At 53.8% G+C, this 13,960-nt stretch carries 18 protein-coding genes; 13 read left to right on the top strand and 5 right to left on the bottom strand.

From position 1 onward, the window contains the following. Both ELR57_RS27525 and ELR57_RS27520 read left to right on the top strand, forming a co-directional pair. Positions 1-318: integrase core domain-containing protein (locus ELR57_RS27525; RefSeq protein ID WP_148125570.1), on the top strand; the 318-nt coding region annotated here is incomplete at its 5' end. A 270-nt stretch (positions 319-588) separates the two neighbouring features. Continuing rightward, positions 589-954: a hypothetical protein gene (locus tag ELR57_RS27520; protein WP_126963053.1), complete on the top strand. Its 366-nt coding sequence runs from the start codon at positions 589-591 to the stop codon at positions 952-954. 111 nt (positions 955-1,065) lie between these two features. On the opposite strand, the gene ELR57_RS27515 is transcribed toward ELR57_RS27520, so the two are convergent. Together ELR57_RS27515 and ELR57_RS27510 are read right to left on the bottom strand one after the other, a co-directional pair. Further along, the gene (locus tag ELR57_RS27515; protein WP_126963052.1) at positions 1,066-1,377 is read right to left on the bottom strand and encodes a dehydrogenase; all 312 of its coding nucleotides are present in this window, start codon (positions 1,375-1,377) and stop codon (positions 1,066-1,068) included. Positions 1,378-1,847: 470 nt separating this feature from the next. After that, positions 1,848-2,315, bottom strand: a complete 468-nt coding sequence (locus ELR57_RS27510; RefSeq protein ID WP_126963051.1) for a cupredoxin domain-containing protein — start codon at positions 2,313-2,315, stop codon at positions 1,848-1,850. A gap of 264 nt (positions 2,316-2,579) precedes the next feature. Here ELR57_RS27510 and uptA point away from each other — a divergent pair, with 264 nt between their 5' ends. The 8 genes from uptA (at position 2,580) to ELR57_RS27470 (ending at position 9,575) form a co-directional block, all read left to right on the top strand. Beyond that, the gene (gene uptA, locus ELR57_RS27505) at positions 2,580-3,188 is read left to right on the top strand and encodes an undecaprenyl phosphate transporter UptA (protein ID WP_370452387.1); all 609 of its coding nucleotides are present in this window, start codon (positions 2,580-2,582) and stop codon (positions 3,186-3,188) included. 75 nt (positions 3,189-3,263) lie between these two features. Beyond that, the gene (locus ELR57_RS27500; RefSeq protein WP_126963049.1) at positions 3,264-3,830 is read left to right on the top strand and encodes a thioredoxin family protein; all 567 of its coding nucleotides are present in this window, start codon (positions 3,264-3,266) and stop codon (positions 3,828-3,830) included. 24 nt (positions 3,831-3,854) lie between these two features. Further along, a complete protein-coding gene (locus ELR57_RS27495; RefSeq protein WP_126963048.1) occupies positions 3,855-4,487 on the top strand; it encodes an MBL fold metallo-hydrolase in 633 nt (210 codons plus the stop codon). Between the two features lie 185 nt (positions 4,488-4,672). Then, positions 4,673-5,389 (top strand): CpaB family protein, encoded by a 717-nt coding sequence (locus tag ELR57_RS27490; protein WP_126963047.1) that lies wholly within the window; start codon positions 4,673-4,675, stop codon positions 5,387-5,389. Beyond that, positions 5,386-6,234: a CpaE/TadZ family protein gene (locus ELR57_RS27485; RefSeq protein ID WP_126963046.1), complete on the top strand. Its 849-nt coding sequence runs from the start codon at positions 5,386-5,388 to the stop codon at positions 6,232-6,234. The genes ELR57_RS27490 and ELR57_RS27485 overlap by 4 nt, the downstream gene beginning before the upstream one ends. 13 nt (positions 6,235-6,247) lie before the next feature. Continuing rightward, positions 6,248-7,723, top strand: coding sequence for an ATPase, T2SS/T4P/T4SS family (locus ELR57_RS27480; protein ID WP_238162720.1), 1,476 nt, complete (start codon positions 6,248-6,250; stop codon positions 7,721-7,723). A 7-nt stretch (positions 7,724-7,730) separates the two neighbouring features. Then, positions 7,731-8,657, top strand: a complete 927-nt coding sequence (locus ELR57_RS27475) for a hypothetical protein (RefSeq protein ID WP_126963045.1) — start codon at positions 7,731-7,733, stop codon at positions 8,655-8,657. Positions 8,658-8,684: 27 nt separating this feature from the next. Beyond that, positions 8,685-9,575 carry a hypothetical protein gene (locus ELR57_RS27470; RefSeq protein ID WP_126963044.1) on the top strand — a complete coding sequence of 297 codons (891 nt, stop codon included), beginning with the start codon at positions 8,685-8,687 and terminating at the stop codon, positions 9,573-9,575. A 138-nt stretch (positions 9,576-9,713) separates the two neighbouring features. Here ELR57_RS27470 and ELR57_RS27465 read toward each other — a convergent pair whose 3' ends face one another. Then, a complete protein-coding gene (locus tag ELR57_RS27465) occupies positions 9,714-10,907 on the bottom strand; it encodes a tyrosine-type recombinase/integrase (RefSeq protein ID WP_126963043.1) in 1,194 nt (397 codons plus the stop codon). A 3-nt stretch (positions 10,908-10,910) separates the two neighbouring features. Then, a complete protein-coding gene (locus tag ELR57_RS27460; protein WP_126963042.1) occupies positions 10,911-11,531 on the bottom strand; it encodes a helix-turn-helix domain-containing protein in 621 nt (206 codons plus the stop codon). Between the two features lie 451 nt (positions 11,532-11,982). On the opposite strand from ELR57_RS27460, the gene ELR57_RS28515 reads away from it, so the two are divergent. Then, a complete protein-coding gene (locus tag ELR57_RS28515; protein WP_126963040.1) occupies positions 11,983-12,165 on the top strand; it encodes a helix-turn-helix domain-containing protein in 183 nt (60 codons plus the stop codon). Positions 12,166-12,438: 273 nt separating this feature from the next. Here the strand turns inward: ELR57_RS28515 and ELR57_RS27445 are convergent, their stop codons facing one another. Further along, positions 12,439-12,639 (bottom strand): hypothetical protein, encoded by a 201-nt coding sequence (locus ELR57_RS27445; RefSeq protein WP_126962158.1) that lies wholly within the window; start codon positions 12,637-12,639, stop codon positions 12,439-12,441. A gap of 92 nt (positions 12,640-12,731) precedes the next feature. Here ELR57_RS27445 and ELR57_RS27440 point away from each other — a divergent pair, with 92 nt between their 5' ends. Together ELR57_RS27440 and ELR57_RS27435 are read left to right on the top strand one after the other, a co-directional pair. Further along, the gene (locus ELR57_RS27440) at positions 12,732-13,475 is read left to right on the top strand and encodes a BRO-N domain-containing protein (RefSeq protein WP_238162719.1); all 744 of its coding nucleotides are present in this window, start codon (positions 12,732-12,734) and stop codon (positions 13,473-13,475) included. A 252-nt stretch (positions 13,476-13,727) separates the two neighbouring features. Next, positions 13,728-13,934 (top strand): hypothetical protein, encoded by a 207-nt coding sequence (locus tag ELR57_RS27435; RefSeq protein WP_126962889.1) that lies wholly within the window; start codon positions 13,728-13,730, stop codon positions 13,932-13,934. The last annotated feature ends 26 nt before the right edge of the window (positions 13,935-13,960 follow it).

Genomic DNA, 13,960 nt, shown 5'->3' with positions numbered 1-13,960 from the left:
GGCCTTATCCACCATTCGGATCGCGGCTCTCAGTATGCCTCAGCAGAGTACCGGGAACGGTTAACGAAAAACAACATGATAGGCAGCATGAGCCGAAAAGGGAATTGCTATGACAATGCCTGTATTGAGGCATTTCATAGTGTGATAAAGAAAGAGCTCATTTACCAAACCAAATTTAGAACTCGTAAACAAGCCTATGATGCCATTTACGAGTACATCGAGTTAGAGTACAACCGCATTCGCATCCACTCGACCATTAGCTACTTAACTCCACATGCTTGCGAGAAAAAGTACTACGAGCAACTCCAGGGAGCGTAAAGTTGTGTCCACTTTCTTGACAGAGGTACAAATAGGAGCTTCAGAGGCCGAGATAGTCAAAAAAATCGACTAAAAGAGTGCGAAGAGGGGGGGTTACCTTCTCTTGCATCCACCGCCACGCGCCTCAAGGTACGCCGGCCCTGGCGGGCTAGTAATCTTGCGTTGTCTGCGGCTTTTTGATAGAACGGGACAAGCGGATAGGAGAGCGCATAGGACGAGTCGACGGAAGGTTCATAGAGTGGATCAAACACAAAAAGGAGTGTGATCCCTATGGCCCTCAAACGTCCCCAGCCCAGTCAAGTCGATTCCAAGAAGTACAAGGTTATCAAATATCGGAAGGTTGGCTCCAAAAACAGGAGCGGTGCCGGACATGGAACGACATTCTCGAGATTGACCGTACTCTGGGTGCAGCAGAATGGAGTCACTTTCAACACGACCGGTTTCTTTGCTACCCTATCCCGGAACAACAGGACGGTCAGCAGAGCTTCCTTCGATTCCTTCGGCGTTGTCCGTTTCAATAACATTCGCGTCCTGACAACCGTAAGCTATACGTTGAGAACATTCGATAGCAGAGGCGTTCTATTCCGCGAAAGAACGATTCCGGCCGGCGTCGAGGCATTCGCTATCATCGGCTAACCGAAGCCTCGGCCGAAGCATTGGCCAACAATCGAATCACGCAAAAAAAGCAGGCCAGTCGTTGAACAGGCCTGCTTTTTTTGCGCAATTCGAACCGGATTCGCTCGCTCCCTATCCGCCGAAAGCGTCGCGGAAAGCGGTCGACAGCCGCTCGCGGTCGACCTCCCACAGCTCGGCGATGGGTTCGCTAATCTCGCTGTCCCACCAATCCGCCAGCTTGCGCCGGTCGCTGCGATTCTCGGTGACCCAGATCAGGTTGCCGATTACCCGTCGGAAATAGAGCTCTTCGGCTTGCTCGATTTTCTCGGCGGATACATAGATTTTCAGCCGTTTGATCGTGCGGTACAGCTCGTTGCTGCAGGCTCTGCGGATGGTGCGGGCGGAAGGCAAAGCGGCCTGGTGCTTGGGCTGATCCATTCTCATCGGTCATCCTCTCCCGTCAATAACCTATGCGCAGAGAAGAGCGTTGGACACAGAGGAGGAGGAGGGGGAAGAGCTCGAAATGGATAGCGTTGGACATGCAGGATGGGCGAGAGAGGAGCGAGATTAGCTGGGGTGAGGAGGGCGCGTACAGAAAGAGGCTAGGTTGGGCAGAGGAAGAGCGTTGACTGAGAGCAGATAGGCGAGGTTAGAAGAGGCGAGAAAAGAGAGTTTAGGCTGGGGTGAGAGAAGTCCGAACAGGGTAACGTTAGGCATGGTTACGTTAGCCGTAGAAGAGAAGCAGAGGCCAACGGGAACGCGGAGAGCGTGCGGAGGGAGCTGTTGGCGTTTGGTTGGGGCCAGCTAACTGGCGAGCTAGCGCAGGAAGCGAATAAAAGTCATGCCAGCCGCCGCGCGTCTCCAAACGCAGGCCGCCCGTCTCCGGAGGAGAGGGCGGCCAACGAACGATACCGTTATTGTACGACCAGATAACCGACCATCGGGATGCTGGTTGCCGGATCGCTGTGCGTGGTGCACACGATCGGATAGGTGCCGGCTTCCTCCGGCGTGAAGCTGACGACCGTCGTTTTGCCTTTCTGCACGTCCCCCTTGATCTGCTGGCCATCGCTGGTGAGGCCCTCGATCACGAACGGGTGGGACTGGCCGCTGACGCCCGTAATCCGAAGCTGAACCGGTACGCCTTTCTTGACGATAATCGTGCTTGGAGCCCATACGTACGCTTCGAGCTGCTTGCCGCTAGACGTCTCGGTCGTAAACTCCCCGGTAACGAGATTGAATACCTGGGCGCTTCCGTCTCCGACCGTCGCCGTCGCCGGCTTGCTCTGCTGCCAACCGAAGTAGACTCCGGCAATAATGACGACCAGCGCGAGAATGAGGTACCACTGAACTCTTTTTTTGCTAATGAATACGACTTTGCTCATCGTCCGCTCTCTCCTCTTCAACTTTGTCCTACTTGTATCCTGAGTGTATGCGCAAGCCCGTCCTCTCATGACAAGCCATTTTGTCCAACTAGATGGTTTCTCCGCGCTATCGGATACCCAGCTTAATCGAGAAGCAGTTAAGGATTATTTAAGCATTTGGAGGTTTGCTTATGAACAAGCCATGACCTATGATAGAAGCAGATAAAATCTTTAAAAGGCATGGCGGCAGCCAGGCCGAATAAGGAGTGTGGAGCGCGCTTCATGATGGATACGATTCATGGTTGGTTGGATCAATTGCTAGTTTGGATAGAAAGTCTGGGATACTTCGGCATCATTATCGGACTTGTCGTAGAGGTCATTCCAAGCGAGATCGTTCTGTCGTACGGCGGTTATCTGGTGTCCAAGGGAGACATTCTGTTCTGGGTAGCGGTGCTGTGCGGCACGGTAGGCGCGCTGCTCCAACAATGGATTCTATATGCGATCGGCCGTTTCGGCGGTCGTCCGTTCGTATACAAATTCGGCAAGTACCTGCACATCAAACAGAAGCATATCGAGCTGTCCGAGCGTTGGTTCGAGAAATACGGTCCGATCATCGTGTTCACGGGCCGGTTCGTTCCGGTGATGCGCCAGGTGGTCTCGCTTCCCGCCGGGATGTCGAAGATGAGCCTGACCAAGTTCTCGATCTTAACCGTGATTGCCTCCCTGCCATGGTCGATTCTGTTCGTGTGGCTGGGCTGGAAGCTGGGCGACCAGTGGGAGAATATCGACGAGAAAGCCGCTCCGTACGTGCAGCCGGCGATCCTGATCGCCATCGCGCTGCTGATCGTATACTTCCTGTACCATTACATTCGCAAACGCTCGAAATCCGCCTAATTCGATACAAGAAGTCATTATTTTCTGCTACAATAAGGGCATTTCCAATCAAGATTCCAGAAACGAGGCATATCGATGAGCAAATCTCTGGCCGACTACTTTAACAAAGGCCTCTCTCCCAGCGCCTTCATGGCGGGAATGACGAAGAACAAGGAAGAGTTCCTCGCGAACTACGAAGGCTTCGCTTGGCCGAACGAGGAGCAGAAGGAATTCTTCGAATCCCTGGGCAATCGCGACGATCTTCGTTGCTTGATCATCAGCGCGGATTGGTGCGGCGACGCCCTTCGCAGCGTTCCGGTCGTGTTCCGGGCGATGGAAGCGGGCCTTGTCCCGACCGAAGTGCTGATTATCGAGGAGAACTACGAGCTGCTTGATCAGCACCTGACCCTGGGCGGACGTTCGATTCCGATCGTCTTGATCACGGATACGGGCGGCTACCTCCTTGGAAAATGGGGACCTCGTCCCGCGAACGTACAGCAAGCGATGATCGACTTCAAGGCGGCGAATCCGGACCGCGAAGCGGCGGATTACCAGGACAACCTGGCGGAGACCCGCAAGGAGATCATTCGCCGGTACGGAGAACAGTCGGACTACGCTCCGGCCATTCTGGCCGAGCTGCAAGACATTCTGTCCAGCTTCTAAGCGGTCATTCGAGGAGAGTAGAACATGGTCACCTTTCAACGATTCTCGTTAGGGGCGCTTCAGACCAACGCCTATGTCGTCACGGGAGCCGACCGCAAGAGAGCGATCGTCATCGACCCGGGAACGCCGGATCCGGCATTGATTCGCCGTCTGGAAGGGCTGAAGCTGGAGGCGATCGTCCTCACCCATGCCCACTTCGACCACATCGGCGGCGTGGACGAGCTGCGCAAGCGCTTCGGGGTGCCGGTTTATCTCCATGCGATGGAGAAGGACTGGCTTGTCGATCCGGCGAAGAACGGCTCGCTGCGCTGGGTCGACGTGACGCCTCCGGTGAAGACCGATCCGGCCGAGCACGCGCTCGAGGACGGCCAGACCCTGGAGTGGATCGGGGAGTCGTTCCGCGTTCTGCATACGCCGGGCCATTCTCCGGGCAGCGTCAGCTTGCTCTGCGGGGACATCCTGTTCGCCGGGGACGCTCTCTTCCGCCGTTCGGTCGGACGCACCGATCTTCCGGGCGGCAGCCAAGCCGCGCTGGAGCGGTCGATCCGGGAGAAGCTGTACGCGCTGCCGGACTCGGTGCTCGTGCTTCCGGGACACGGCGAGGAGACGACGATCGGCGAGGAGAAGCAGTCGAATCCGTACGTTCGCCCGCTCTGAATCCCTTTATCTGTAAAAAAAGCTCTTTACTATACGCTTAGCTTCTGCTAATATGGGCGTTACTAAGGTTTAACTAATAGGTTCGGCTGCGAAGAACGCAGGCTTAGAGAGGTTTCCTCTCTATTGCCTGCGTTTTTTTGTTTGGTTCGCATTCTGAGCCGAGGGGATACGGAGGGGGAGCTAACGTGAATCGCAAGCGGCAGTTGGCGATCAGTCTGGCGGCGGCCCTGTTGTCGGGGGCGCTCATCTATGGCGTCTATTGGCTTCAGATTCGGCAGATCCGCGAGGAGGAGATGGTAAGCGTGGTCGCCGCGAAGCATTTTATCGCGGCGGGCACCATTCTGGAGGAAGGGATGCTGAAGACGGTCTCCATTCCCAAAGCGTCGCTTCGGGAGGGCATGCTGAGACAAGCAAGCGAGGCCGCGGGCCTGCAGGCGGTAGCTCCGCTCGGCGATTCGGAGCCGCTGCTCGCTTGGAAGGTGGAGAGGTTCCCGCTCCTTCCCAAGCCGGGCGAAGCGACGTTCCAAATTCCGCGCGATTACGTGAAGTCCGTCTCCAACGGCATTCGCGCGGGCGACCGGGTCGTCGTTTATCTGTCGTCCGAACAAGCGGCTTCCCGAAGACTGTATTCGGAGGCGATTCTAGTGGCCGCGGTGAAGAATGCCTCGAATTCGGAGATCGAGAGCCCCAAGAACTCGAGCCTTGAATCCATGGCGAATGGGGATAAGGAGCAGATGTACGCATCCAGAAGGGACGCGAACGGAAGCATCGACTCCATCAACCTGAACCTGACGGAGGCGCAGTGGCTGGCGATGGATGCGGCATGCAAGGACGGAGGCGCGAAGGTCGTGATCGCTTTCGAGGCATCCGCCATCGATAACGTAGAGGAGGCAAGAGCATGAGCGCAGCGATTGGCAAGCTGGTCGCCTTCGGCGGTTCGACGCCGAATATCGGAACCTCGCTCGCGGCATTCGGGACCGCGTACCGGATCGCTTCATCGACGGGGAAGAAGGTCGGTTTTCTCTGCTTGAATCTCAAGAGCGCGAAGACGCATCTCTATCTGGGCATCGATAAGCCGGAGGTGACGCTTGACGGCATCCGGCCCGAGCTGAAGGCGGGAACGCTGACCGGAGAGAAGCTGAAGCAGTACTCGTTCTCTCCTTCCCGCCTGGACGGCCTTCATGTGCTGTTCGGCAACCTGGCCCGGGATCAGGCGGAGTATTACGAGCCGGAACAGATGACGAGCCTGCTGCGGGCGGCCAGGGAAGCGTTCGATTTGACGATAGCCGACGTCAGCGCTTACTGGGACAATGCCGCCACGGTGTGCGCGATGCGCGAGGCGGATCATCGCTGCCTGGTGACGACGGGAAGCTTCACTCACTTCCAGGAAGACGTCCATCGGTGGACCGGTCAGGTCGGGGCTCAATTCGGAATGGAGAGGCAGCAGTTTCAGCTCGTGCTTCTTAACGGAAAGTATCCGTATTCGGGAGGAGGGTTCGGAATGAAGGAAATCCGGAAAGAGACGGGAGTCGTATCGCTCTCCGAGCTTAGACTGAAGGAGAGCGTCCACCTGCAGTTGGACAGCGGCCGATTGGACGAATGGCTGGCTTCGGACGAACGGAATGCCGCCGCCTTCGATCCGGTGGTCGATCCGCTGCTGCGCACGCTGAATTGGGCCGAGAGGCTGCAGAAGGCGGGGAATCCATGGAGACGCAGGCTCATGATGCACCGAAGCCGGCGCCAATGATCGGAGGCGAGCGATGATGACGGTCAGGGAGAAGCGGCCGGCCGCTATCGGCGAAGAGGCGGCCGGGACGGCGGCCTCGGAGTCGCCGAGGTTCTCGCCGACGGCGTACGCGGCTCGGATTCAAGCGGAGAAAGCCGGTTCGAACGCGGTAACATCTCCATTAAAGGAACATGGACGCGATTTCGGGGGAGTCGATCTGAAGGCGCTGACGGAGGAAGCCAGGCATATGCTGGCGGCTCCGCGCGGCTGGAACGAGGAAGAGCAGCGCCGCTACGCGGAGAAGCTCAACCGGGCCGTGATCGGTTTTCCGCAGGAGAGGGCGGAGCTGCTTGCCGTCCTATCCGATTGGATCATCAAGAAGCGGCTTCAGCATCTGTCGACCGGATCCATGCCTTACGGGACGCTGGCGGAAGCGCTGTTCGCCGAGGTGATCGGGCTGAACGTTCTGGAGCTCGTCCTGCGCAATCGCGAAGGGCTGGAGGAGGTTCAGGTCGTCGGGACCCGCATCTTCGAAGTCAGGGACGGCCGCGCGATTCCTTCGGCTTATCGATTCGAGGATGCGGCGATGGTGGAGAGAATTCAGCAGAATCTCGTTCTGTTCAACAACGATCGAATCAATCTGCGCAAGCGTTGGGCGGAGGTCCAACTGCTGGACGGTTCTCGGGTCACCATGACCGGCTTCGGCTTCACCTCCCAGCCTACGCTGACCATTCGCTTCTACACGGTTCGCCGGTTCGAGCTGCAGACGCTGTGCCGTCAAGAGTACCAGACGATTAACGAGAGCATAAGGGAAGTGCTGCTGGCGATCATTCGCGCCCGGTTCAATATGGTGGTCATCGGCGCGACGAATACGGGCAAGACTCACTTGATCAAGGCGCTGATCGCGGCCATGCCGGACGAAGAGCGGCTGATCACGATCGAAGGAAGGTACGAGCTGTCGCTTCTCCGGGACTTCCCGGAGAAGAACGTGATCGAATACGAAGCGGACGAAGAAGATCCGGCGCACGGCTCGAAGCAGGCGTTCAAGCTGGCGCTTCGTCAGTCGCCGCAGCGCATCTGCCATGCGGAGATCCGCGACGAAGACGCGAACATCTATGTTCGGGCATGCACTCGCGGCCATGAGGGCAGCGTCACCTCCGTCCACGCGAATTCGCTGGAGGATGTGCCGGAAGCGATAACCGACATGTGCATGCTGGACGGCCGCGGGATGAATCCGCTGCGGCTAACGAAGCGGATCACGGAATACGTGACGCAGATCGGCTTCGAGATGAGGCTGATCGGCACCGTTCGCAAGCTGGTGCGGATCGGCGAATTCGAGTGGCGGGGAGGCGAAGCCGTCGTCCGCGACTGGGTCCGCTTCGATGAAGAGAGCGGGGAGTGGCTCATGCCTCTTGATTGCTCGGCAAGGGCGGCCGACAGGCTCAGGAGATTCGCACCGGAAGCTTGGGAACGGATTGGATCGATGGCGCAGAGAGAGAAGGGGGATTAACGGCACCATGGAGATTGGCATCGTCCTGCTTCTCGCTTTTATTCTTCTCTTTGTATTGGTCCGAATCGGGATCCGATTGTTCTGGGACCATCTGTCCATGCATCGCAGATTGGCCTCCAGAAGAGAGCCGGCTTGGAGCCGCGCCGCGAACCGGTTGTTCTCCCGCTTCTCCAAGCCCTATGAGCATATCGCGGATCTGCTGGCCGCTTCCGGATGGCGAAGCCGCGCGGAAGGCTTCGCGCTTCTGTCCGTCGGACTGGGCCTCGCCGGCGCGGCGGGCGGCGCGTTCGGATTCCGGTCGCTGCGCGCAGCCGTGCTGCTTGGGGCGATGCTGGCGCTGATTCCCTACTGCCTGCTGCGGATGCGGTTGATCAAGCGCCAATTGGCGGTGAGGCTGGATTTGCTGCCGGCTCTGGAGCTATTCTATCAATCCTATCTCGTAACGGGCAGAAGGCATGTGAGGATCGCCCTGCAGAGAGCGGTCGAAGAGAGGAGGCTTGCGGGTGAGGCTCAGCTCGTGTTCGAGCAGCTGTATCTCCAGCTCTGCGTGCATGAAGACGACGAGGCGAGCCTTCGCCGATTCGCCCTGGCGATCGGCAGCGTATGGGCGGATTACTTCTGCAACATGCTGCGGGTCGCGATCGCGGAGGGGAACGACATCTCCGGCAACCTGAAGGAATTGATCGGGGACATGCGCAGCTCCCGGCTGGAGGATCAGCGGGAACGTCACCGGCTGCTGGAGATTCGGCTCGCCAACTTCTCTCCCGCGTTGTTCTTCGGATTGTTCATCGCCATCAACGTCCGAATGAATCCGGAAGCCAGCTATCGATACTACGTGGCGGATCCTGGCGGGAGAGGCATGCTTCTCAACGCGGTTGTCATGCTGTTTGCCTCGCTGCTGATGGGAATTTACTTATCTAGAAGAAGGCTATAGGGAGATCGGAGAGGAGGATGGGGCGGAATGGCCGGATACGATCAAGGGATGCTCGGCCTGATCGGCTGGATCGTTCAGCTGGCGATCGCTTCGGTCGGCTTCGCCGTCGTGCTGGGAATGCTGTTCGAGCGGCGTCCCCGATGGAAGACGGCATGGAGAGGACGGCCGATCGGACGGGCGCCGCGTTGGTGGCTCGGCCTGACGGGAAGCCTCAAGGAAAGTGCGGCATTGACGGAGAGGCAGGTGCTCCTGGCAGGCTGCGGAATCCGAATCGAGCCGGCCGCGTATCTCGCGGCACGGAGGAGCTTGCTTGCGTTACTTGTCCTTATCGCCCTCCTCGCTTACTTACAGAGAGGCAAGCTGATTCCTTCCGTCTTCGGCTGGTACTTGTTCTTCGCGGCGTTGGCCGGCTTGCTGCTCGTCCTGTTCGACCGGGCGGCTCTGGAATCGTATCGGCAGCATCGTACCGACCGTATTCGGAAGGAGCTGGTCGTCGTCAGCAGCCAACTGCTTTATTACGAAGGCGCCAAGCTGCACCTGCACGGCAAGCTGATGCGATGCTTGCCTTATACGAGAGTGCTGAGGGGCGAGATGCAGCTGCTGCTCAACGAATGGTACCACGATGCGGACGTCGCGTTGACCCGCTTCAAATCCAGGGTCGGAACCGGCGAAGCCTATGGATTCGCCGAGACGCTTCGGGCGCTGCGGATGAACGAGAACGGGGAAATCTACGAGATGCTTCGCGAGACGGTCAGAGAGTTCAAAGCGAAGATCGAGATCGCCAAGGCGGGGCGCAAGGAGACGGCATCGTACTTCCTGTTCGTGCTTGCCGGGATCCCGATTCTGTACAGCTTTCAGATTTTTATCTACCCCTGGGTTCAGGAGTCCCAGAAGCTGTTCGATAAGCTCGGCTCATGAGGTGGACGGGAGAACTTGCCTAAGAGAGGAGGTGAGGGCATGAGAAATATCCTGATTACCGTCATGATGTTAATAACCGTAATAAAGGGTAAGAATGTTGATAATATAGGACGAAATGGAGGGTTGGTTACAGTTTGCTCATAATTTGACCACACTGCTCATAAGTGCTCCGAACTTTGCAGATGCTTCTTTCTTCATCGACTTAGTAACGTGCAAATATACCATTCGAGTCATACTGTCATTTTTATGTCCAAGTCTTTGCATAATTACTTCGATATCTATGCCAGCTTCTGCACAAAGGGAAGTATGGGTATGCCGGAGTGAATGTGGTGTAAGTCGCGCAGGAAGATTCATCCATTGTGTAATGCGGTCCATACGAAGTTCAATTGTTCTTCTCTTTGGTGGGTATCCAAAATAAGTCTCGTGATTTCTTCTTGGATCGTCCATTCTACCGAACACAAAGTCAGCGTCATGATATGTTTTTCTATATCGCATTTTGAATTCGTTTTGCCGAGCGCGCAGTTTTTCTAATTCTTCGATTACCATTGGTTCCACATCGATTGTCCTTCTTGATGTTCTTGTTTTAGGCGTTAGAATTTCATACCAGTTCGAAAGGTCTTCTGGATTAAATAATGTTCCATTGATAGAAATTGTATGATTTACGGTATCTATATCCTTCCACTTCAACACACATAATTCTCCGACACGCATCCCGGTATAAGCGAGTGTTAGGAACATAGCGTAGTCATTGTCCATTCCTCTGTGCTTTGCCAGACTTAGAAATTCGGCGAGTTGCTCCTTTTCCATGTACTTAGGTAGTGCAAGTTCCTCTTCTTCGTTAGATGGAACTTTTGTATATTCAGTTGGATCGATCTTTACTACACCGTCCTGGAGAGCTTTCCGAAATATCATTCTCGCAGTTCCGTGCACACCTTGAACTGTGTTTCTTTGCATTTTCTGGCTCATGTCGATCAATGCTTCTTGATATTGATTTCTATTGATGTCACTCATCGTGATCGCGTCAAAGTAAGTAAGGAGGGTTGCAATCTGGTATTCGCGTTGTCGAATTGAACTAACCTTTGGCTTTTTTGAAATTACTCCAGCTGTATACCATTTCATCCACTTATCCGAGAATTGTCGGAATGAGATATTTTGTTCTTTTATAAACGTTCCTTTTGCGACACTCATTTCGACTTCAGCTGCAGCAAGTTCCGCCTCGCGTTTGGTTCTAAAACCTGTCTTTGTATCCTGACGGCGTTCTCCTGTTACTGGATCTTTACCTGTGCTGACGGTATATGACCAAGTCTTTCCCCGTTTGCGAATGTAGGCCATGATTTATACCTCCACTACAATTTTTTTGAGACGCCCAATTATTTTCGCATCATTAGGTGGGCAGTAGATTGGATCATATTTGTTCGTCAAGCTTTCACTTTGTAGAATTATTTGATCGCCATTGTAATAGACGCGCTTCATGTATGCTTCCTCTCCGATAAGAACTGCTGCAATCTCTCCATTTTCCACTTCTTCCTGTTTGCGAACCAGTAACAAATCACCATTGAATATTCTTGCCCCTGTCATACTATCCCCTTTCGCTCTCAAGTAAAAATATTCGCCTCCGTTCAACCATTCCTTAGGTGTTGCTTCGTACCTTTCAATCTCTTCAAACGCAATTATGCCATTCCCACAGCTCACCCTTCCAACAACGGGAATGTTAACCATCTCTCCGGGTTTAGATATTCCAATGTTGTTTGCCAAGTTGTCGTCAACCAAATAGTCGAGAGTAACACCAAAATAATCGGCAAGCTTGCGCAAAGTTGACAACTTTACATTTTCGGTACCTTTTTCATAAAAATTAACTATTGTCATGTAAGGCACGCCCGATTCCTTGGACAACCCCATCCTTGATGATATGCCCTTGTCTTTCATCAATAAATCCAGTTTGTCCGTAAGTTTCATTACATTTACCCTCCGCAGTAATTTGATTCTATCTTATATTATTTTACTTACTTTGTATAGAAGAAAATTACCATGCACCGGAAATAATCTTACCATGCACCGGAATTTTAGCGTGAAACATGTCGTAATTTAGGTTGACACCCCACCACACGTGGTATATGATCGAAGCACAAACACCACGCATGGTAGATTGGAGGTGCATATATGTTCCCTAACCTTAGAGCGGAAATGGCTAGAAAGAATATTGACGGAGTTAGGATTTCCGCAGTAATTGGATGTACGCCAAAAACGTTCAGCAAAAAAATGAATGGGAAAGGCGAGTTCACAAGGGTAGAGCTATTCACGATACAGCGAGAGTTTTTCCCGAACCTCACCATTGAATACCTATTCGAAGTCGAAAATAAGCAATCTGCCTGACGAACTTTAGGAATTAGGAAGGATGGAGATTTGAATGCCCAATATTCTAACGGCTCAAGACATCGCTGATTTTCTTCGCATCAGTCGAAAACGGGTCTACGAGTTAATGCAGTTGTCGCCTAGTCACGGCGGGATCCCGTGCTTCTCTGTTGGTAAATCCCGCAGAGTTGAACGAAGCGATTTCGAGAAATGGTTAGCAAGCCGCAAAGCTAGCTGATTTGAAAGGAGCTGATCCACAATGCGAATTAAGAAGCTTGAATGGGCCGCTCTAAAGCATGGCGAGAAAATGTCAGCCCTTGAGTACGCTGTATACCGGTCTCGTAAGCGCTGGGCAATGAGGAGGAGGTGAGAAGGTGAAGGACTTAACGCAAGCCAAGGAAGTAAGGAACGCCTCGTCGGCAGCAGAAACAAATGAATTGCTTAGCAAGGGATGGACGTTGCATTCCGTCCACCCCAACGCAAACGGGATCATCTTCGTGTTACTTAGATTCTAGAACCCAAGGTCTCCGAACTCGCTTTTCAATTTCGAAAGCATTGCAACGTTTGAAGGTTTACCAAGGACGTACATCGGACAAGCGATATCTTCGTTCCGAAACGGGACAACACTTATAATCTTCCAACCTTCTTTCAAGAACTTGTTTGCTTCCTGATCGCTGGATGTCTGAATCACTTCAACGATATCATCGTACATCGAATTTCCTCCTATTTTGTTAAATGGTAAGTCTGGACAACTTCCAGTATTCGACAGGAGATGAGGTTAACCCTTCAAAGGAGGTAAGGCGATTGAATCAACTTCAGGTATTCAACTTCAATAACGCACAAGTAAGGACGATCGAGAAAGAAGGTCAACCTTGGTTTGTGCTTAAGGATGTCGCTGACGTATTGGAAATAGGACACGTACCGGCATTGCGGCAGCGGCTTTCCGATGATGTAGTTTCAAACTACCCCATCCATGATTCGCTTGGCCGCCAGCAAGAAACAACCATCATCAACGAAGACGGCCTTTACGATGTCATCCTCGAAAGCCGAAAGCCAGAAGCTCGGGCCTTCCGAAAATGGATCACATCCGAAGTGCTCCCAACAATCCGCAAGACCGGCTCTTACACGGCAGACAAGCCCAAATCTCAAGCCGAGCTCCTTCTGATGTATGCACAAGGCTTTGTCGAGATGGAGCAGCGCGTCGAGCGGATGGAATCGACGGTAACCGCAATCCAAGAGACCTTCACCAAGCGCGACGAGGACTGGCGCAATCAGCTTAACGGCATGATCAACGGAGCTGCATACCGCGCCGGAATGTCATACCGCGATCTCCGGAACGAAAGCTACCGGCTTCTGGAGGAACGAGGGCATTGTGATCTGAATGCCAGACTGCGCAACCTTAAAACTCGTCTACAAGATTCCGGCGCGACTAAGACGCAGATCGACGGAGCAAACAAGATGGACGTCATCGAGAGCGATCCGAAGCTTAAGGAAATCTATACGAACATCGTTAAAGAACTGGCGATCGGGTCTTTATCAGGGAGGTAGAGGTATTGGACGTACTATTCATGTTGCTGAATGTATTTTGCTTGATGTACTACACCTACAAACTTTGCTCGTTTGCCGCAAATAAACGTGAACCGACGAGATTTGAAATCTCTGTTTTGTACATGCTGGCAATCATCCAATTTCTCTTTGGATCGGTTAAATGAAAAAGCCCCATCTCAGGGTGAGAGCTGAGAGGGGCCACGATCTAAAAAATGTTACCGCAATACTATCACGAAAGGAGCGGCTTTGACAATGCCTAATCTGGACCGCTTCTCGCAAGGACTCCCGGACCCGCAGGACAAGCCCCTAGATATGGTCGGGGTTTGTGGATGCGGATGCCGTGAACGGATTTACTTCGGGGATAAAGGCGTATGGCGCGATGACGGGGTTTATTACGTCAACGGTGATCACTACGCCAAGGCTTCCGGCGCAGAAGGGATGGATGTTGAATGGTCCTGAGCAACTGCTGTGGCGCCGAGGTAGAG

Source organism: Cohnella sp. AR92 (genome assembly GCF_003990975.1).
Lineage (GTDB): Bacteria > Bacillota > Bacilli > Paenibacillales > Paenibacillaceae > Cohnella.
This window is presented reverse-complemented; position numbering and strand designations above follow the sequence as displayed.